This window comes from Melioribacter sp., from assembly GCF_049325435.1.
Lineage (GTDB): Bacteria > Bacteroidota > Ignavibacteria > Ignavibacteriales > Melioribacteraceae > Melioribacter > Melioribacter roseus.
In genome coordinates this window covers 1-19,438 of sequence record NZ_JBMOLD010000009.1, presented here as the reverse complement: position 1 = coordinate 19,438, position 19,438 = coordinate 1, and the positions used below count along the sequence as shown (strand labels likewise).

Genomic DNA, 19,438 nt, shown 5'->3' with positions numbered 1-19,438 from the left:
ATCTAAGAGTTACAATGGCAAAAAAGTCGGTTAAATCGGTTAATCAAATTATTTCTGAAATCAAGCAAGGCATTATTCAGCCTGTTTATTATATCTGCGGCAACGACCAGTATTCGCTCGACGCCGCCGTCGATTACCTGCAAAAGCGGTTGGCTCCGCAAATTAATTCCGAATTCGACAGGGAAATTATCTCCGCTGAAAAAGGAGACGATATTAACGGAATAATCGACCTGGCTCTGGCTTTCCCATTCGGAGGCGGCAAGAAATTAATTGTAGTCAAAAATTTTGAAAATATTAACGGCAGAAAAGAAATAAGCGACTATATCGGAAATCCCCCCGATTTCACGATATTGGTAATTCTTCATTATGCCGAAAAAATAGAACTCAGCAGAGAGCCGTTCAAATTATTGAACGAAAAGGGGTATTTGTACGAAGCTCGGGAAGAAACCGGTGATGATCTGACCAACTGGCTTTCAAACCGAATCAGGAAGATGAATCTAAATTTTAATGACGAGCAAATACGCATTTTGATCGAAATTGTAGGCGAAAACAAATCTTTGTTGAATTCCCAGATTGATAAAATAGCCGATTACGTTTCGTCAAAACCGGGCGCGGATTTCGAGGAAATTAAAAAATTAATTAATCCCACCAAAACCTATTCGATCTTCGATTTGCAGGACGCCATAGGCGCGGGTAATGCAGCCAAAGCTCTCGAAATTGCGTACAATCTTCTCGACTCGAACCTGGATATTGTTATGCTGATTAATATGATATCCAAATACATATTGACTATAACTCAAGCGTTGGAATTAATGAGGATGAACTTAAACGACGGAGAAGCCTCGGCAAAATTGGGAGTTAGCTGGTATTATTACATAAATTGCAAAAAGGCAAAATTTCTTTTGAACGAGAATCGCCTGAGAAAAGCTGCAAGAGCTTTGTACGAAGCCGACCTGGCCGTCAAAACGACCCAAACAGATCCCAAAGACATAATTACCCAACTCCTGGCTAAAATTATCAGTTGAAAAATTTTTACCTAATAACTAATATTATTTCACTATTTTTAAGTGATTTACAGAAAAAATTTTTGAAACAAACTTAATAATGGACGGGTATAATTGTCGGACAATCGAAAATTAAATGAACTTACTGACGAAGAATTAATTAAACGGTTTCAGGAAACAAATGATCTGGAAGCGTATCAAATTCTCGTTAAGCGTTACAAGGACCCATTAATGAACTTTGTATATCGGTTTGTTGGCGACCGGGATGTATGCAGCGATATCGTACAGGATACAATGATAAAATTTTACTTAAATAAGGATTCATACAGAGAGTTCGCCAAATTTTCAACGTGGATTTATACTATTGCCGGAAATCTGGCAAAAAACGAACTCAAGAGACGCCGTCGCCGCTCGATTCTCTCGCTTACCAATTCCGACGAGGATAAACAAATTCAAGTGGAAGACAAATCGTTCCTGCCTCCCGACCGGATAACCGACAGCCAGATTAAAAACGACATTATTCAGAAAGCTTTGATGAAAATTAAGCCCGTATACAGACAAATGGTAATTCTCAGAGATATTCAGGGACTCAGTTACGAGGAAATTGCAGAGATTACAAATGTATCGTTAGGAACTGTAAAATCGAGAATTAATCGCGGCAGAAACCAATTACAAAAATTATTAAAAAATATATATAACGAGTAGCCTATGGAAGTAAACCGTTACAATGATGACGAGCAAAAATATTCAAAACTAATTGAAGACCTAAAACGGCTTCCTCGCGTCAATACCGATGACAATTTCGAATACGTTCTTATGACGCGTATTCGGAACGGCAATTTCGGGAATGCAACAGAAAGCGAGAGGGTCCAATTCGGTTTAATTCGTTTCCTTGCTCCTACAGCCGTTGTGGCTACGGTAATTGTCCTTTTTGTGCTTTTCCTGCCCGGCGAGCAGAATTACGAAGACCCGTTAATGTCCGAACCTCAGGTGATTATTAGCGAGCTGAATCACCAGACGGCTTCGGGCGTTCAAGAAAAGGAACCCCCGGTCGAAAAGAGGATACAATCCGAAGAAAATACTTATGCGGATAAAATCGAAGAACCGCAGGGTAATGTCAGAAATTACCCTATTCTGCCCGGCAGGTCTGTTGAATTAGACGATTATATAGCTGGTAAAAATTATAAACGCTCGAATTTGCTGCAGGGCAGCGTGGTAAAAGCGGGCGAAAACGTCCCTGAATTCGACGGATTTTTCGTGCGTCAGAATCCTGACCCGGAAATGATAAGAAAATACAGAAAAATGATCGATTCTCTAAAAAAAGCCGCAGATTCTTCACGGTTGCAAAAGGAAATAAAGTAAGAGAATTTGGTTTTTTCGTTAATCATAGTTAAATTTGTTATCTAAAATTAAATTAATTGGTTTTGAGATGAAAAAAGGAATACATCCTACTTACAGAAAATGTGAAGTGACTTGCGTTTGCGGTAATTCGTTTATTACACGCTCAACTGTAAGCAGTATAAAGCTTGAAATTTGTTCCGAATGCCATCCGTTTTTTACCGGCAAACAGAAAATTGTCGATTCTACAGGTCGCGTAGAGAAATTTAAGAAAAAATACGGCATCAAAGGAGCATAATTTTTTCTCTATGTTTTTAACGGGCTGTAAAACGGCAGCCCTTTTTATTTTTAAAAACCTTCCTGTCATTATATACCTTTTAAATTATGAATGAATCAACTACAATAAATCTTATGGGCTCCAATCTGTACGAAGGTGTAAGAGGACACGCTGTCAAAATTCTTAACCGTGTCGACAGAACGGATGCGTATCTCGATAAATTGCTCGAAATCGAATTGAAAAATTCCAACCTCAGCAGTTTGGATAAAGCGCTCCTTTTCGAAATCGTTCACGGTGTGATGAGATGGATGGGGCGACTCGATTGGATTCTAACAGGATTTTATAAGGGGCAATTCTCTAAATGCGTTCCAAACGTAAAGAATGCTCTGAGAGTGGCTCTATATCAAATCCTTTTCCTCGACAAAGTGCCCGATTACGCCGCCGTCAACGAAGCTGTTGAATTCGTTAAAAAATTGCAAGGGCAAAAATATGCCGATCTGGCGAACGCTCTCTTGAGAAATATTATCAGAAATAAAGACGGGATCAGATATCCCGATCCCGAAGAAGACCTGGTGGCTTATTTGAGCGCATATTATTCTCATCCTTCGTGGATGGTCAAAAGATGGCTTGCGCGATTCGGCAGGGAAAATACGGAAAAATTGCTGGCGGCAAATAACAGTAAACCGGTGCTGGCTTTGCGGGTTAATAATCTCGTGACGACTATGGAGGAATTAAAAAAACTTCTCGACGAAGTCGAATTGAGATATACCGACAGTAAACTGCTGCCTGAATTTATTAGATTGAATAATCTTGTAAACATCACCGACTGGAAGTATTTCAAACTCGGATATTTTACCGTTCAGGATGAAAGTACGGGACTGCCTGTAAAATTACTGAAACCGGAACCTGGAATGCGTGTGCTCGATTTGTGCGCCGCGCCGGGAGGCAAATCCGCTTTTATTGCGGACATGATGAAAAACGAAGGCGAAATTGTGGCGCTCGACCGATTCGATAGCAGACTCAAAATTTTGGAAAAGAATCTCGAAAGACTCAAAGTAACCAACGTACGTACGCATGCAATCGACGCTCTCGAATACGAAGACGACAGGCTTTTCGACCGGGTGCTTGTTGACGCTCCTTGTTCGGGATTGGGAACTCTTACAAAAAAACCCGATCTTAAGTGGAAGAAAGATTTGGGAGATATCAGAAAAATTGTTAATATTCAATACGATTTATTGACTAAAGGTGCGTCGCTGCTAAAACCCGGAGGCAGTCTTGTTTACAGCACGTGCACAATCGAACCGGAAGAAAATTACGAACTGATAATTAAGTTTCTCGAAAAGAATCCGGATTTTCAGTTGGAGCCGGCGGGTGATCTAATTGCAAAGGATTATGTGGACGAAAACGGTTATGTAAGAACGCTTCCGCATATTCACGGAGTTGACGGCTCGTTTGCGGCTAAAATAACAAAAATCAAATAGAGATAACAATGGCTAAAGAAGCCTTGAAAAAATTTGCCGAAGAATTAAAATCCCTTCGTGAAGAAAAAGGCTTTACGCTTCAACAAATCTCAAATCATACCCGCATCGATATCAACTTTCTTAAACAACTCGAAGAAGGCAATTTTGACGTACTGCCTGAAATTTACATAAAAGCGTTTATCAGGGAGTACGCTGATTTTATAGGATTGAATCCCGAAGAAACGGTTAAAAAATACCAAACTGCAAGCAAAGGAAAAGTGGAGGAATTGAAAGAGGAACTGCCGAGCGCCTCGGCTGACGAAAAAAAAGTTTTGCCCGGTTCCGATGAACTTTTTCCCGAGTATAAATCTTCTTCTCCCGACCCGTTTAACAAAAAGTATGTTTATATAGTCATAGCGGTCGCAGCCGTTATTTTTTTGATTTATTTCCTGTTCCTTTCCGATAAAAAATCCGAGCTTTCGATAGTCGAGCCGGAAACTGAGGCGGTGGAATCGCAAAGCGATCGGTTCGAACTCGACTCGTCGGTCGTGCAAAAAGAAGAACAAATTGCCGCGCCTGAAGACGATAGTCTTCATTTATATGTGGAAACTACCGGTACAGTCTGGATTAAAGTGGTATGCGATACGGTAGAAACTCTGCAGAAAATAGTTCCGCAGAATACAAAATTGAATTTCAAAGCGGCGGACAAATTTTATGTGGCGGTTGGCAATGCTGCGTATGTGAAAATGAAATTCAACGACAAACCCGTCGAACCGGCGGGCGAATATGCCGAAGTAAGAAATTATTATATTTCGCTCGATACTATTCGCTCTTATTTAATTCCCGTCAACGAGAAAAATGAAAACGAATCCTCAAAAAAGAATTGAAGAACTGCGCCGTTTAATAAAAGAGCACGATTACCGGTATTACGTGCTGGCTCAGCCTGTCATTTCAGATTACGAATATGACAAATTATATAAAGAGCTCGTGGAGCTCGAAAAGACGTATCCTGAATACGTTACCCCCGATTCGCCTACGCAGCGAGTCGGTTCGGATATTACGAACGAATTCAAGCCGGTCGCTCATCGTATCCCTATGCTTTCTCTTTCGAATACGTATAACGAGGAAGAGCTTTATGATTTCAATCGCAGGGTTAAAGAAGGACTTCCCGAAAACGAAAAAGTTGAATACGTATGCGAATTGAAAATTGACGGAGTCTCCGTATCTGTTATTTATGAAAAAGGAATCCTGGTACGCGCCGCTACAAGGGGCGACGGCACAACCGGAGAGGAAATTACAAATAACGTCAAAACCATAAAATCGCTCCCTCTTTCGGTTAAAACGGAAGTAGAAGGATACAGACTGGAGGACGTGGAAGTACGCGGCGAAATTTATATGGAATTGGACGACTTTGAAAAAATTAACGCCGAACGCGAATTGAACGGCGAAAAAACCTTTGCCAATCCGCGTAATCTCGTTGCCGGCACAATTAAATTGCTCGACCCGAAAGCAGTAGCCAAAAGACCTCTCAAAATATTTGTTTATTATCTCTATTCTCAAAGCGAAGCGCTTGAATCGCAGTATCAAAACTTGAAATTACTCGAAGCAATGGGTCTGCCCGTCAATCCCAATTACAGATTGTGCGGTTCGATCGAGGACGTTATAGAATTTTGCAGGGAATGGGAAGGGAAACGTTACACGCTGCCTTATGAAATTGACGGCGCGGTTATCAAAGTAAATTCGATACGTCAGCAGCAAATGCTCGGCAATATTGCCAAATCGCCCAGATGGGCTGTGGCTTTCAAATTCAAAGCCCGTCAGGAAAAAACAAAATTGAAAAAAATTGTTTGGCAGGTAGGAAGGACGGGTACGCTTACGCCCGTAGCCGAATTGGAACCGGTATTTCTTGCGGGCTCCACTATCAGCCGCGCTACTCTTCATAACATCGATGAAATCAGAAGGAAAGATATAAGAGAAGGCGATACGGTTGTAATCGAGAAAGGCGGCGACGTGATTCCAAAAGTAGTGAGCGTAGATTTAAGTCGTCGTCCCGAAAATTCTGTCGAAGTTAAATTGCCCGACAAATGTCCGGTATGCAACTCTAAACTTTTTAAACCTGAAGGCGAGGTTGCAATCTATTGTGAGAATCCGGCATGCCCCGCTCAAATAAAGGGAAGAATAGCTCATTTTGCATCTCGGGGAGCGATGGACATCAACGGATTGGGCGAATCGTTGATTAATTTGTTCGTCGATCTCGGTTTCCTGAAAGATTATGCCGACGTTTATTCTTTGAAAACGAAACGGGATGAATTGATAAAAATCGAAAGGCTCGGCGAAAAGAGCGTGGATAATCTGCTTAAATCGATTGAAGAAAGCAAAAACCGGAGCTTCGACAAAGTTCTTTTTGCGCTCGGTATTCGTTACGTCGGAGCCGGCGCAGCACAGAAACTTGCCGAGCATTTCGGCTCGATAGACCAATTGATGAAAGCAGACGAAGAAGAAATCGAATCGATTCAGGATATCGGACCCAGCATTAGCAAAAGCATCAAACGATTCTTCTCCGATCCCAAGAACCTCGATATTATTGAAAGATTGCGCAAAGCCGGTCTTAAATTTAAAATGGACGAACAAAAAAAAATATCCGATAAGCTCGGCGGCAAATCATTTGTACTTACGGGCGCGCTCTCGTCCATGTCGCGGGATAAAGCAAAAGAATTGATAATTGCCAACGGCGGCAAGGTTCTGTCTGCAATCAGTAAAAATACGGATTACCTCGTAGCCGGCGAAAAAGCGGGTTCCAAGCTCGATAAGGCTCGCAAACTCGGCGTGAAAATTATAAGCGAAGATGAATTTCTGAACATGATTAAATAATTGCATGCTGGAAAAAATTAAATATAATATCGGCAGATTCCTGCTTAAATTACGATTGAAGAAAAAGCCGGGCGAACAGACCGTTTACAACGGATTGATAACTAAGTCGAAGAGAGTTTTTATAATAATGCCCGAAAAGCTTGCAGGATTTGACGAAGCCATCGATGTTGTCAGGTATTTTACCCTGCACGGCAAAAAAGTGGCGATACTTATAAAAAAGCAACTGTCGGAAAAAGTATCGGACAACGTGGCAAAGATTGAATACGACGAGAACGATATAACTCGTTTGAATCTGCCTTCCAAATCGCTGAATGAAAAATTGAATAAAATCGAATGCGATCTGGTGATCGATTTAAATCGACCGGGAAAACTTTTTTTCGCAGCCGCCTCTAATTCGGTAAAAGGCAAAATCCGCTTTGCTTCGCACAACGGCGAACTGCTGGAATTTTACAATTTTCACTATCATTCGAGCGCAAAAGAACCCGCCGTGTTCTACAGAAGTCTGATAAGTTTTTTTAGCATGTTTTAAGATATTGCTTTTTAATAATTAAATGAATTATTAGATTTGTAATTGGGAAAAGAGAAGAATAAAAATGAATGAAAATATAAATTACGAATTAAAGAAAATCGAAGACATTGCGATATTCAAGCTCAACGAAAAAAGATTCGACACTTCGATAGCAGGCTTTGTTAAAGGCGAGTTCACTATTCTGCTTCATACGGGCGATATACATAAACTTATTATTGACCTTTCGGAAGTGGAATATTGCGACAGCTCCGGATTGAGCGCAATACTTCTGGCATATCGTATTCTTCAAGCTAATGACGGAATTCTTAGATTAGCCGCACCCACAAAGAACGTAAAAACACTAATTCAAATCTCTCAGCTCGACAGAGTGCTCTATATCCATAATACGGTGGACGAAGCTTTGCAAGAGCTTCGGAAAGATTAACCTTTTCCCTAATTTCAATCTCATTGATTTCAATAAATTTGTTGATATATGTCTTCCAAATTCCTATATATAAATACCAAATGTTCCATTAATTATGATTAATCCGGAAATATTAAGAAAAATCAAATTGGTAGTTTTCGATCTCGACGGTACTGCGGTCGACAGCAATGACAGACTGAACGAAGATACGATTAAGCTCGTAAAATTGCTCGAAGAAAAAGGAGTGATGTTTACAATTGCCACTGGACGATTGGCCAAAACCGTTGCGATGCATATTTTGAATCTCGGTATCAATATTCCGATTATTGCTCTCGACGGAACTCATATCGTGAATCCCGTTAACGACGAAGTGCTTTACGAGTCGCATATAAAGGAAAAACATGTTAAAAGAGCTTTGTCGCTGGCTGCCAAATATTCTTTGACTCACGTTCTATGCGGAGCCGACGCGGTTTATTATACTACCAGAAATACGCAGGCTTTGGAACTGCTTGAAAAATACGGAGCTATATTCAAAAAGGTTGACGATTACAATGAATATGTATCGGAAGTGTTGGAAATTGTTATGATGAGCGATTACAGGGATAACATTTCGAGGGCGGCTCATAAAATGAGTTTCCCTTATGTATACGGCGTGCGAAGCAATTATTATAAATCGCACGATCACGGCGGCATCTATTATCTCGAAATCCGAAATATCGGGTCGAGTAAAGGTAAAGGCTTAATTAAACTTTGCCGCAAATTGAAAATAAGCGTTAAGGAAACAGCGGTTATCGGAGATTGGTACAACGATATATCGCTTTTTGAAACGAACGCCGTAAAAATAGCCATGGCAAACGCAATTCCCGAATTAAAAAGATTGGCTGATATGATTACCAAAGGCGACAACAATAACGGCGGTATCAATGAGTTTCTTCATCTGCTCTTAAAAGCCAGGTCGTAAATGAGTTTCTTTAAAAACAAGAATTACAGAACCGATTTCAAGATAAAGCTCCTTACGGCTTTTGTTACCGTATTGCTTATTGTTTTTATGTTTCCGACCGGCGAAACTATTGAGTCCGAAGTAAACGTCGGTTCAATATGGATTCAGGACGACCTGATCGCTTCGAAGACGTTTGAAATTCTCAAAGATGCAGAAACATACAAAAAAGAAAGGCAAGCCGCTGCCGCCAGAGTGCTTCCGGTATTCATAAGAGACGATAACGTCGCCCGGGCAAGCCTCGATTCTCTTAAGAGATACAATAAATTCCTACAGCAAAGATTATCCAAAGAAGAATTCTTCAAATATATTCCGCTAAGTAATTCATCGGCGGAAATATTTTATCGCTTCAAGAGAAACCCGGCGTCGTTTGGCAATTTGCAAATTCGCTCCTTTAGAAACTTGCTTAATTTATCGGAAGAGCTGATAAAAAGAATTTATCAACGGGGACTGATTGACCAGTCCTACCAGGATATTAAAAGGGATAGCATAACGGTTCGCCAGGGGAAATACGAAAGGATATACCCGAAAACTTTTTTCTTCGATATTTCCTCGGTGAGTGAATTTATCGAAAGTTATTTGAGAGCGAACGCCGGCAACAACGACGAATTGGTTTCCGCTCTGACTGAATATATCCTCTATTTCCTAAAACCGAATATTAATTTCAGTTACGACGACACGCAGATGGCTATTCAAATTGCAATGGATCGAGTACCGAAGGTTATCGGAATTGTAAATGAAAACGAGAGGATAGTTGCCAAGCACGACAGGATTACGCCCGAAATAAAACAAAAAATCGATTCATACAGAATTGCCAAAGGCGAAGAGATAACTTATCTGGGTAAGATTACTCAGAGTATCGGCAAATTTCTCCATGTGGGAATTATACTGCTTCCGTTTATTTTGTATATCTATTTGTTCCGAAAGAAAATTTATAACGACAACGTAAGAATACTTCTCATCTCCATAGTATTCCTTTTTGTAAGTTTCTTCGCCTATTTAATATATCAGCTCGACTTACCCGTCGAAGCAGAGCTGCTAGTTCCGGTGGCGGCGTCTTCAATGCTGTTGACTATTATTTTCGATTCGCGGGTCGGATTTTACGGAACGGTTGTAACGGCTTTGATTGTGGCAGGCTTGAGAGGAAACGATTATATCTTTGCCGTTATGAATATAGTCGCGGGCGCGCTTGCGGCATATACCGTAAGGGATATCAAAAATCGGAACCAGATTTTCCGTTCCTTCATTTTTATTCTTATGGGGTATTTTATCAGCATTGTGGCGTTCGGACTCGAAAGATTCGACACTCTGAATCAAATGGGATTCAGTTTAATTTATGCCGCGTCGAATGCGCTGATAAGCCCTGTGCTTACGTACGGATTGATTATTTTTATCGAAAAAATATTTACCATAACAACAGATCTCACGCTGCTGGAGCTGACGGATTTCAATCATCCGTTGCTCAAGGAGCTTGCCAGAAAAGCGCCCGGCACATTCAACCATTCTATGGTAATCGGAACAATGGTGGAATCGGCTGCCGAAGAAATTTCGGCCAATCCGATACTTGCGCGCGTAGGAGCGTATTATCACGACGTCGGTAAATTGGCGGAACCGACCGGGTTTGTAGAAAATCAATCGGGAGCCGAAAATATTCACGATAAATTGAAACCGGAGGAGAGCGTTAAAATTATTATTGACCATGTCGTCAAAGGAATAGAACTGGCGAAGGAATACAATCTGCCTCAGGAAATTATCGATTTCATTCCGATGCATCACGGCACTATGGTAATAAAATACTTTTACGAAAAAGCCAAAGAATTATACGGCGAAGCTAATGTGAAAATCGACGGATACCGTTATAAAGGGCCCAAACCGAATACGAAAGAAACCGCTCTCGTTATGATTGCCGACGCGTGCGAATCGACGGTTCGCGCAATGACGGATCCGACGCCGCAGAAAATTGAAAACGTAATTGACAATATTATTGAAGACCGTATCTCCGACGGACAGCTCGACAATTCTACTCTTACTTTCAGAGATATTAAAAAAATAAGAGAGTCTTTTAAAAATATTCTTATCGGACAGCATCACAAAAGAATACGTTACCCGAAGCAGGACGAAATGGAAAATAATAAAAAAGAAGGGTAGCAGATGGAAGCTTTTCTCAAAGAATATTCGACTCTTCTTTTGTACGAAAAAAATCTTTCCGAAAATACGGTGAACAGTTACCAATCCGATTTGAAAAAGTTTTTCGATTTTCTAAACAGAGAAGGCATCTCCGACCCGGACGAAGTTACGTCCGAAATTATTGCCAAGTATTTTGAGGAAATAAGGCGGATTGGCATCGATTCCTCCACTTCGGCAAGATATATGTCGGCAATCAAAGGCTTCTGGAATTTCCTTGAAAGTATGAACTATGTTTCGTCGAATCCTACCGAAAAACTTTCCGGAGTTCCCAAGTCGAGAAAACTCCCGTCGGTTCTTTCGGTTGAAGAAATCGATTCGATATTGAAATGCGTGGACGTGTCTTCACCGATAGGATTGAGGGATCGAGCCATATTGGAACTCTTCTATTCGTCCGGTTTGCGCGTTTCGGAATTGATAAATTTGAGAATACCCGACTTGCTCTTTGAAGACGAAGTGGTAAGAGTATTGGGCAAAGGCTCTAAGGAAAGATATGTGCCGGTGGGAAGCAGCGCAGTTTACTGGGTTAACGACTATCTTAAAAGAGGCAGACCTTTTTTGAAGAATAAAGTTAAGTCGGAAAATATAGTTTTCCTGAACAGACGCGGCGCCAAATTATCGAGAATGTGGATCTGGAAAATATTCGAACGTTATTCGAATGAAGCGGGCATCGAAAAAGAAATTCATCCGCACACTTTCAGACATTCGTTTGCAACGCATCTGATTGAAGGAGGCGCCGATTTGAGAGCGGTTCAGGAAATGCTCGGTCACGCCGATATTTCGACTACTCAAATATACACCCATATCGACAGGGAATTTGTCAAACAGACGCACCGGGATCATCATCCGCGCGGATAAATAATGAACGGTAAAAAAATCAAAATATTGTTTCTGATTGCCTCGATTTTTGTTCTGATCATACTTTGCACTCCCGAAAAGGAAGTTGAAGTAAGCGACGGCTATACTCTGGTGCTGAAAGAATCGAAAGATTCTTTGAAACTCGTTCAATACGCCGCCGCGCTTGACGACTCCTTGTTGACCGAATATGAGATTAAAAAAAGCCCTCAGGGCGTTTATCTCTTGACGTCGGGGAATTATCCGTCAGTATTCGAAGCGGGTAAAGCCGGATTCGAATTGTTGGCAAAATCCGGATTCGTCAACTACCGGATTTATTACAAAGATAAATTCGTAAAAGATAATTATAGAACATTATTGTTCATAGGAAATTATCACGGCAGGCAGTCGCTCTACAAATACGATCTTGTAAAAAAGAAATCGATTCCGTACTGGAGCCGCTGGGGCAGAAAAGCGCTATCTCTCAGTTATTCCGAAGACAGAAATTATGCGTTTATAATTACCGCTTTGAGCTGGGGAATTAGAGGCGAGTTCCCGTTCGTAAGAGACGCCAGATTATACCATTATCGGACTCAAAGAGACGAACTGAATGAATTGCTTTATTTCGGTAGAGGTTTGCAGATTTATTCTTATTGGGAAAACGAAGATACATTCAAAGTAAATTTTACTAAACCGGATACATTGGATCCGCAAATACTTATTCAATCGATCTATGCATTCGACAAAGAAGGCGCTTACTCAAATTTATACGAGAGAAGATTCGATTTGACAAAGGACGGATTTCCCAAACCGTCGGCTTTGAAACCGATTTCGGTTTCGCCGAATGGAAAATTCCACTTCCGATATATATTTGAGAACGGCGAAAGTTTTATCTACCTGAAAAACCTCGAAGAGAATAAAGAAGTTCTGATTAAGGAGTATGAAGGAGAATTGTCGCACACACAATGGAGCCCCGATGAAAGCTATCTGTTCCTTACTTTTAAGCCAAAGGGAAATAACAGAAAACCCGAATTGATTGTTATCAACAATAATTCTATGAAGATACAACGAACTTTTTACGGACCTTATTACATGAATTTATTAGTTCACGGAAACTTATTATTTTTTGACGAAGAAAATAACGGTATATCCGGCATCGGAATATACGATTATGCAAACGATAAAATATACGATCGCATTAATATTCCCGGAGGATGCGGTCTTAAATTTATGTTATGAAAACATATTTCAGAATAGTCGGTTATCTTAAACCTTATTGGAAACACCTGACGGCTTCCATAGTCTTTACGATATTTTCGGCTTTGCTCGACGGCGCTTCTATTTATTTGTCGATTCCTCTTCTCGATACTTTGTTTCAACAAAAGGGAGTGAGCGAAGGCTCGTCCGCGGTTTTGCAAAAGAGCGGAATAAATTCGGGCGGCGATTTTTGGATTGTGAGGGAAGTGAACAGGCTTTTGAATGAAATACAAACGTTTATTTTTGCGGGCTCCGTTTCCGAAGTATTGATTAAAATATGCGCGCTTATAATTATCGCTTTCCTTGGTAAAAATTTGTTCGGCTATCTGCAGGCTTATTTCCTTGCGTTCGTCGAGCAGGGCGTAATAAAAGATTTGCGGAATCAGGCTTATCGGCATCTTCATAAATTGCCGATGAGCTATTTTAAAAACGAAAAGACGGGCAACTTGATATCGAGAATTATGAACGACGTCAACGCCGTCAATTCGAGCATATCCGCCGTTTTTCTAAACCTGATCAGAGAACCGCTGAAGATAGTGGTTTTTCTGGGAATAGCTATCGCCATAAGCTGGAAACTGACTCTGTTTTCGCTGATTGTGCTTCCCTTTTCGCTAATTGTAATCAGTTATATCGGACTGATTATCAGAAAGCAAAGCGGACTGTTGCAACAGAAAATTGCAGACCTTACAAACCGTCTTCACGAAACGATCACTGGCATAAAGGTCGTTAAGGCTTTTGGGATGGAGGAATATGAAAATCGTAAGTTCGAAGAAGAGACAGTAGGATTTTTCAGACTCTCTTTAAAAATAACGCGTATAAGAAATATATCGAGCCCTACTACGGAATTCCTGAGCGTAATCGTCGGCGTGGTTATTATTTATTTCGGCGCTCAGCTTGTGCTTGTCGATAAATCGATAACGGCAAGTCAGTTCATCGGATTTCTCTTTGCCATATTTCAATTAATGCCGCCAGTAAAAGAACTCAGCAGCGTAAACAACAGAATTCAGGAATCGAGCGCGGCAGCCGACAGAATTTTCGAAATACTCGACACCGAACCTTCTATCAAAGACCCTGAGAATCCAGCGCCGCTCCATGATTTCAATGATAAACTTGAATTCAGAAACGTATCGTTCAAGTATGAAGATTCGGAATCGCTTGTGCTCGATAATATTAATTTTACCGCAAACAAAGGTAAAATAATCGCGATAGTGGGCAGCAGCGGAGCGGGTAAAACCACTCTTGTCGATTTAATACCCAGATTTTACGATCCGGTAGAAGGCGCCATTTTACTCGACGGACTCGATATACGGTCTTTTAAAATTGAAGACCTTAGAAAATTAATGGGAATAGTGACTCAGGAAACGGTATTGTTCAATGATACCGTAAGGAATAATATAGCGTACGGACTTACCGAATGCGACGATCAAAAAATAATCGAAGCGGCAAAAGCCGCCAACGCTCATAAATTTATAATGGAATTGCACCATAAGTACGACACTATAATCGGAGAAAAAGGAACCAAGCTGTCCGGAGGACAACGTCAAAGGATATCGATTGCCCGGGCAATTCTGAAAAATCCTCCGATTATGATTTTAGACGAAGCCACTTCCGCGCTCGACAACGAATCGGAAGTCCTGGTTCAGGAAGCCATCGAAAGATTATTACATAACCGCACAGTATTCGTTATTGCGCACCGCCTGAGCACAATCCGAAACGCAGACAGAATTCTCGTGCTCGAACAAGGCAAAATTGTTCAGGACGGAAAGCATGAGGATTTGATTAAAGACGAAGAAGGGATTTATAAAAAATTATACGAACTTCAATTCAGGGATATTGCCTGATCATGATTAATCTTTCGGCTATTATAATAGCGTGCAACGAAAAAAATAATATCGGCAGGTGTCTGCAAAGTCTGAACGATGTAATCGACGACATTGTGGTTCTGATCGATTCGAAAACTACTGACGGCACGGAAGACATAGTTAAATCTTTTCCGAATGTGAATTATGAAACGGTCGAATGGCGGGGATACGGACCGACTAAAAATTACGCTTTGACAAAAACAAAACACGATTGGGTTTTGTGGATCGACGCCGACGAAGAACTGACCCCAGAATTGAAAGAGGAATTAAGAAACTTCAAAAAGAGTAAACCGCGGCACAATGCATATTACATAAAGCGCAGAGCTTTCTTCCTGGGAAAGTGGATTAAACATTGCGGGTGGTATCCCGGTTACGTCCTACGGCTTTTTAATAAAAACAGAGCTCGTTTCGACTCGAAGAATGTTCACGAAGGTTTACAGGTCGAAGGGAAAAAAGGTTATCTTAAAAATGATTTGAATCACTATACCGATCCGGACGTTAAACATTATTTTGAAAAGTTCAACAACTATACTACTCTGGCTGCCGGAGAATTACATTCCAAAGGTAAAAGAGCGGGCATGAGGGATTTATTGTTGCGTCCGCCGTTTCTGTTTCTAAAAATGTATATATTACGTCTCGGTTTTATGGACGGCCTGCACGGTTTAATACTGTCTGTTTTTTCGTCGCTCTATGTATTTACCAAATACGTTAAATTATGGGAAATGGATAGAAAATGAAATTGGGTTTAATACCGAATATTTCCAAAGAGGATATTGTCAATACAGTAGATCTGCTTGTAAGGCAAATCAGAGAAGCTGGTATCGAATACGCTTTGTCGAATATAATGCTCGGAATGCAGGAAGAGTTTCCCGACCCGGTGAAAAATTCTGATTTTCTTCCGCTCGATGAATTGATCAAATATTCCGATATGGTGGTTTCGATCGGTGGCGACGGCACAATATTGTCTACTGCCTATTCAATCCGAAATACCGAAACGCCCGTTATCGGAGTAAATCTCGGTAAAATGGGTTTCCTCGCGGAATTCGACGTCGATTCGTTTAAAGAATTTTTGGGCGATTTGAAAAATGGAAGCTATATAGTCGAAAAGAGGATGACGTTGAGAGGCAAGATTGAAGGCGTAGACGACGAACTATACGCTATTAACGACATTGTTATCGACAAAGGCTCGTGGGCAAAATTAATTGAGCTTACAATTAAAATAGACGACGACTATGTTTCCACATTCTCCGCCGACGGTCTTATAGTTGCCACGCCGACCGGCAGCACCGGGTATTCGCTTGCCGCTGGCGGACCGATTGTAAATCCGAAAGCAAAAGCAATTACATTGAGCCCCATTGCGCCTCATATACTTACAATGCGACCGCTTGTAATATCGGGCGAACAGAAAATTAGAATCGTTGCGCGTTCGCTCTACGGAAAAGTAAATATCAACTGCGACGGTCAACGTACTATTTCACGCAATACGCCCGTGGCAATCGAAATTACAAAGGGCGGGAACAGTTTTAATCTCGTTCACTCGAACAAATCGAATTATTTTGAAATACTCAGAAACAAACTTTTCTGGGGACTCGACATCCGAAACATAAACATGGAATCGAAATGAAAATTCTTGTATTTTCTTTACTTCTTGCCGGCGCTCTTTTGGCGCAGGAAAAATGCAACTTCACATTCGACGAAAAATCCGGTAAGAATATTTTGATCGGCGAAATAACGAGAGAAAATTTAACCGACAGCTCTTATTCCGTGTGGTTCAAAAAAGAATATGACAATTACGCTCCGGACACGCTAGTAATCGAGCGTCTTAAGAAAAATTTAAAAGAATACGCGATTGAAGTTGTGTTCGGCACATGGTGCAGCGACAGCCGAAGAGAAGTTCCGCGATTCTTAAAAATTCTCGATCTATGCGGATTCTCCGATAAAAATTTAAGACTGATCGCCGTCGACAGAAATAAAAAGGCGGACGATATCGACATAAGCGATAAAGAGATTGCGCTCGTACCCACATTCATCATCTACAAAAACAACGAGGAAAAGGGCAGAATTATAGAAACGCCCGAAGAATCGCTTGAAAAAGATTTATCGAATATTCTCAATTGATTTATTCAGATATTTTCAAATTAATAAATTCCGTTTTTGTCCGGAAATGCTTTGCTGTTAACAAGATTACAAAATTACCGGCATTGCCAAATTCGCGTTTAGGTCCGGGCGCCTGCCTACCGGTGGGCAGGTTCTTCGTGCGGAAGTTAGGGGGGAAAGATAGAGATTCTTCACCCGCAGATGGCGGGTTCAGAAAGACATAAAGTATTAATTTCCCTTTCACCATTGTATTGAATAATGCAAACGCTGTAATTTGTCTTTCTGAGGAGATCCGACGTAGACAGAACGACGAAGAATCTGTATGACTAATTGATTTACTTAACTGACTTGGAGATTCTTCCTCCTCCTGCGGCGGAGTCGGAGTGACCGTGACCTTTGCATCCGTGGCGCGCTTTGCGGTTTAATATGAGTTTGCTTCGTCATTCGCATAAAGCTCACTCCTCGCAAAGACGGGGGCGTTCGGGAGCGCTGAGGTTCAATGTTCTTCGTTAAAAAGAGGCGCATATTATACATCAAAACTATCAGCTATTGTATATCAAAATATAACAAAGAAAAAAGAATTTCTATCTACTAATCCCTAAACCCTGATCCCTAATCCCTAATCGAACAACAAACATTGAACTCCAAAACCGAGAACCCCAGAACGACGAACCCCAAAACCAAGAACCCCAGAACGACGAACCCCAAAACCAAGAACCCCAGCCCCCCTAACCACCAATCCCTAATCCTATGTTAAAAAGTCTTGACTTTTTTTTTGAAATTTAGTAAAATTATCTGAGAATAATTGCAGGGCAGATACTTCCCGATTAGAGTAAGTTCATTTCATTTTACTGAGGGTGAAATTTCAGTCATAAGCTCATCAGCCTCTGGCTGAGATGAAGGCAGTATTAGAAGTATCGTAGATAAATATAATTTCTAAAAACAAATTACATTAAATATAACATGAGATATTACAGGATTACTTATTGTTTACTACCGTTAGCAATTATTTTTTATTCCAATAATTGCATGTCGCAACATAAAGTTATTTATGGAATTAAATCAGGAGTGGGCGTTTGGCAATTTATGTCATTAAAAGGCAACCCTAATTCCGGTGCTCCTTTAAAACGCTCATATCCGTTAGGAATTTCTTTTGGATTTTATGTCGAGAACATTTTGTCGGATAATTTCTCGTTAATTAATGAGTTGACATATGAATACACTAAAGCTGAGATTAATATATATACGGGAATTGAAGGACAGTTGAATCAAAGAGTTACTTCGCAATTCCTTGATATACCTGTTTTGTTAAAGTATAGAACACCAGCATTATGGAATACCTATTGTCTAATTGGTCCCGGTATCGCGATTTTATTGGATGCAAATTATTCGTATTACGACCATATTTATTCTTTTTATAAAGGAGAAGTGAATATTACCAAAGAATTACCGACGGTAAATATTTTCATAAATATAGGTATTGGAAAAGAATTCGGATTGTTAAAGAGTAATTTAATTATTGAATTAGTCGGGAAAATTGGTATAAATAAGAACCAATATAAAGGTAACTTGATTTATTATGATATAGGCGAATGGAAAAATGTGGGCGCATTTATACTCGTAGGTCTTAGATTACGATAATACTGTAAAGTAAATCTTATAATCAAATGTTTCCTGTTCAAAAGGAGGGTAAAATGTATAAAAAATTATTCTTTTTCTGTTTAATAATTCCAATTATATCCATGTATGCTCAAAACGACCCATTAATTCAATACCAGTGGAATCTTAATAAAATTATGGCTCAAAATGCGTGGAATATAACAACTGGTAGTCCATCAATTATAATAGCTATTTTAGATAATGGCATTGATTCAAATCATCCTGATTTACAAAACAAGTTGGTGATAGGTTATGATGTTATTGATAATGATAATACTACAGATCCATATGGAAATTATTGGCATGGGACCGCATGTGCTGGAGCGGCGGCAGCTGGAACTAATAATGGAATTGGCATTGCAAGCATTGGCTATAACTGCAAAATAATGCCTATACAGATAGCACATGATGATAATATAAATAATCCGATAAAATTTGTAACAGGTTTAAATTGGGCGGTTGCACATGGAGCAGATATAATTTGTTTTAGTGGACATACAGATAATAGCCAAGATGTACTTGATGCTATTGATTATGCAATGATCTTTCCCCCAAAAAGTATACAATAAGTTAAGCAACTCTTTCTTTAATTTCTTCCTTATTTTTTTCTTCGAATTCAACCGGAGATAAATAACCCAAAGCTGAATGTAATCTCTGCCTGTTGTA

General features: G+C 40.3%; 20 protein-coding genes. 19 read left to right on the top strand and 1 reads right to left on the bottom strand.

What is annotated here, in order from left to right:
* The first annotated feature begins 14 nt into the window (after positions 1-14).
* The 19 genes from holA to ACOYVE_RS05550 all read left to right on the top strand — a co-directional run bounded on the left by holA (position 15) and on the right by ACOYVE_RS05550 (position 19,341).
* Entirely contained in the window at positions 15-1,025 is a 1,011-nt protein-coding gene (gene holA / locus ACOYVE_RS05640; RefSeq protein ID WP_014856405.1) for a DNA polymerase III subunit delta, read from the top strand.
* Positions 1,026-1,118: 93 nt separating this feature from the next.
* On the top strand, positions 1,119-1,709 hold the full coding sequence (locus ACOYVE_RS05635) for a sigma-70 family RNA polymerase sigma factor (RefSeq protein WP_014856406.1): 591 nt from the start codon (positions 1,119-1,121) through the stop codon (positions 1,707-1,709).
* Between the two features lie 3 nt (positions 1,710-1,712).
* A complete protein-coding gene (locus tag ACOYVE_RS05630; protein WP_014856407.1) occupies positions 1,713-2,366 on the top strand; it encodes a hypothetical protein in 654 nt (217 codons plus the stop codon).
* A gap of 67 nt (positions 2,367-2,433) precedes the next feature.
* Entirely contained in the window at positions 2,434-2,640 is a 207-nt protein-coding gene (gene rpmE, locus ACOYVE_RS05625) for a 50S ribosomal protein L31 (RefSeq protein WP_014856408.1), read from the top strand.
* Between the two features lie 113 nt (positions 2,641-2,753).
* A complete protein-coding gene (gene rsmB, locus ACOYVE_RS05620) occupies positions 2,754-4,100 on the top strand; it encodes a 16S rRNA (cytosine(967)-C(5))-methyltransferase RsmB (protein ID WP_226990941.1) in 1,347 nt (448 codons plus the stop codon).
* 8 nt (positions 4,101-4,108) lie between these two features.
* Positions 4,109-4,966, top strand: a complete 858-nt coding sequence (locus ACOYVE_RS05615) for a helix-turn-helix domain-containing protein (RefSeq protein ID WP_014856410.1) — start codon at positions 4,109-4,111, stop codon at positions 4,964-4,966.
* Positions 4,938-6,950, top strand: coding sequence for an NAD-dependent DNA ligase LigA (ligA, locus tag ACOYVE_RS05610; RefSeq protein WP_014856411.1), 2,013 nt, complete (start codon positions 4,938-4,940; stop codon positions 6,948-6,950). Before ACOYVE_RS05615 ends, ligA begins: the two co-directional genes overlap by 29 nt.
* Before the next feature lie 4 nt (positions 6,951-6,954).
* Positions 6,955-7,479, top strand: coding sequence for a hypothetical protein (locus ACOYVE_RS05605; RefSeq protein WP_041356030.1), 525 nt, complete (start codon positions 6,955-6,957; stop codon positions 7,477-7,479).
* 64 nt (positions 7,480-7,543) lie between these two features.
* Complete coding sequence (locus tag ACOYVE_RS05600) at positions 7,544-7,903, top strand: STAS domain-containing protein (protein ID WP_014856412.1); 360 nt, start codon at positions 7,544-7,546, stop codon at positions 7,901-7,903.
* 94 nt (positions 7,904-7,997) lie between these two features.
* Entirely contained in the window at positions 7,998-8,843 is an 846-nt protein-coding gene (locus ACOYVE_RS05595) for an HAD family hydrolase (RefSeq protein ID WP_014856413.1), read from the top strand.
* Positions 8,844-11,027: an HD family phosphohydrolase gene (locus tag ACOYVE_RS05590; protein ID WP_014856414.1), complete on the top strand. Its 2,184-nt coding sequence runs from the start codon at positions 8,844-8,846 to the stop codon at positions 11,025-11,027.
* A 3-nt stretch (positions 11,028-11,030) separates the two neighbouring features.
* Entirely contained in the window at positions 11,031-11,921 is an 891-nt protein-coding gene (xerD, locus tag ACOYVE_RS05585; protein ID WP_014856415.1) for a site-specific tyrosine recombinase XerD, read from the top strand.
* A 3-nt stretch (positions 11,922-11,924) separates the two neighbouring features.
* Positions 11,925-13,136 carry a hypothetical protein gene (locus ACOYVE_RS05580; RefSeq protein ID WP_014856416.1) on the top strand — a complete coding sequence of 404 codons (1,212 nt, stop codon included), beginning with the start codon at positions 11,925-11,927 and terminating at the stop codon, positions 13,134-13,136.
* On the top strand, positions 13,133-14,995 hold the full coding sequence (locus tag ACOYVE_RS05575; RefSeq protein WP_014856417.1) for an ABC transporter ATP-binding protein: 1,863 nt from the start codon (positions 13,133-13,135) through the stop codon (positions 14,993-14,995). Before ACOYVE_RS05580 ends, ACOYVE_RS05575 begins: the two co-directional genes overlap by 4 nt.
* Positions 14,996-14,997: 2 nt before the next feature.
* The gene (locus ACOYVE_RS05570; protein WP_014856418.1) at positions 14,998-15,753 is read left to right on the top strand and encodes a glycosyltransferase family 2 protein; all 756 of its coding nucleotides are present in this window, start codon (positions 14,998-15,000) and stop codon (positions 15,751-15,753) included.
* Entirely contained in the window at positions 15,750-16,640 is an 891-nt protein-coding gene (locus ACOYVE_RS05565) for an NAD(+)/NADH kinase (RefSeq protein WP_014856419.1), read from the top strand. The genes ACOYVE_RS05570 and ACOYVE_RS05565 overlap by 4 nt, the downstream gene beginning before the upstream one ends.
* Positions 16,637-17,134 (top strand): thiol reductase thioredoxin, encoded by a 498-nt coding sequence (locus tag ACOYVE_RS05560; protein WP_422881182.1) that lies wholly within the window; start codon positions 16,637-16,639, stop codon positions 17,132-17,134. The genes ACOYVE_RS05565 and ACOYVE_RS05560 overlap by 4 nt, the downstream gene beginning before the upstream one ends.
* A gap of 1,008 nt (positions 17,135-18,142) precedes the next feature.
* Positions 18,143-18,754, top strand: a complete 612-nt coding sequence (locus ACOYVE_RS05555) for an outer membrane beta-barrel protein (RefSeq protein ID WP_157867371.1) — start codon at positions 18,143-18,145, stop codon at positions 18,752-18,754.
* A 53-nt stretch (positions 18,755-18,807) separates the two neighbouring features.
* Positions 18,808-19,341: a S8 family serine peptidase gene (locus ACOYVE_RS05550; protein WP_041356033.1), complete on the top strand. Its 534-nt coding sequence runs from the start codon at positions 18,808-18,810 to the stop codon at positions 19,339-19,341.
* A gap of 1 nt (position 19,342) precedes the next feature.
* Here the strand turns inward: ACOYVE_RS05550 and ACOYVE_RS05545 are convergent.
* Positions 19,343-19,438 (bottom strand): IS3 family transposase (locus tag ACOYVE_RS05545; RefSeq protein WP_422881332.1); only part of this gene is annotated, 96 nt, incomplete at its 5' end.

Coding starts and splice junctions, on each gene's coding strand:
- holA (WP_014856405.1), top strand. CDS start 15: ATGGCAAAAAAGTCGGTTAAATCGGTTAATCAAATTATTTCTGAAATC.
- ACOYVE_RS05630 (WP_014856407.1), top strand. CDS start 1,713: ATGGAAGTAAACCGTTACAATGATGACGAGCAAAAATATTCAAAACTA.
- rpmE (WP_014856408.1), top strand. CDS start 2,434: ATGAAAAAAGGAATACATCCTACTTACAGAAAATGTGAAGTGACTTGC.
- rsmB (WP_226990941.1), top strand. CDS start 2,754: ATGGGCTCCAATCTGTACGAAGGTGTAAGAGGACACGCTGTCAAAATT.
- ACOYVE_RS05615 (WP_014856410.1), top strand. CDS start 4,109: ATGGCTAAAGAAGCCTTGAAAAAATTTGCCGAAGAATTAAAATCCCTT.
- ligA (WP_014856411.1), top strand. CDS start 4,938: ATGAAAACGAATCCTCAAAAAAGAATTGAAGAACTGCGCCGTTTAATA.
- ACOYVE_RS05605 (WP_041356030.1), top strand. CDS start 6,955: ATGCTGGAAAAAATTAAATATAATATCGGCAGATTCCTGCTTAAATTA.
- ACOYVE_RS05600 (WP_014856412.1), top strand. CDS start 7,544: ATGAATGAAAATATAAATTACGAATTAAAGAAAATCGAAGACATTGCG.
- ACOYVE_RS05595 (WP_014856413.1), top strand. CDS start 7,998: ATGATTAATCCGGAAATATTAAGAAAAATCAAATTGGTAGTTTTCGAT.
- ACOYVE_RS05590 (WP_014856414.1), top strand. CDS start 8,844: ATGAGTTTCTTTAAAAACAAGAATTACAGAACCGATTTCAAGATAAAG.
- xerD (WP_014856415.1), top strand. CDS start 11,031: ATGGAAGCTTTTCTCAAAGAATATTCGACTCTTCTTTTGTACGAAAAA.
- ACOYVE_RS05580 (WP_014856416.1), top strand. CDS start 11,925: ATGAACGGTAAAAAAATCAAAATATTGTTTCTGATTGCCTCGATTTTT.
- ACOYVE_RS05575 (WP_014856417.1), top strand. CDS start 13,133: ATGAAAACATATTTCAGAATAGTCGGTTATCTTAAACCTTATTGGAAA.
- ACOYVE_RS05570 (WP_014856418.1), top strand. CDS start 14,998: ATGATTAATCTTTCGGCTATTATAATAGCGTGCAACGAAAAAAATAAT.
- ACOYVE_RS05565 (WP_014856419.1), top strand. CDS start 15,750: ATGAAATTGGGTTTAATACCGAATATTTCCAAAGAGGATATTGTCAAT.
- ACOYVE_RS05560 (WP_422881182.1), top strand. CDS start 16,637: ATGAAAATTCTTGTATTTTCTTTACTTCTTGCCGGCGCTCTTTTGGCG.
- ACOYVE_RS05555 (WP_157867371.1), top strand. CDS start 18,143: ATGTCGCAACATAAAGTTATTTATGGAATTAAATCAGGAGTGGGCGTT.
- ACOYVE_RS05550 (WP_041356033.1), top strand. CDS start 18,808: ATGTATAAAAAATTATTCTTTTTCTGTTTAATAATTCCAATTATATCC.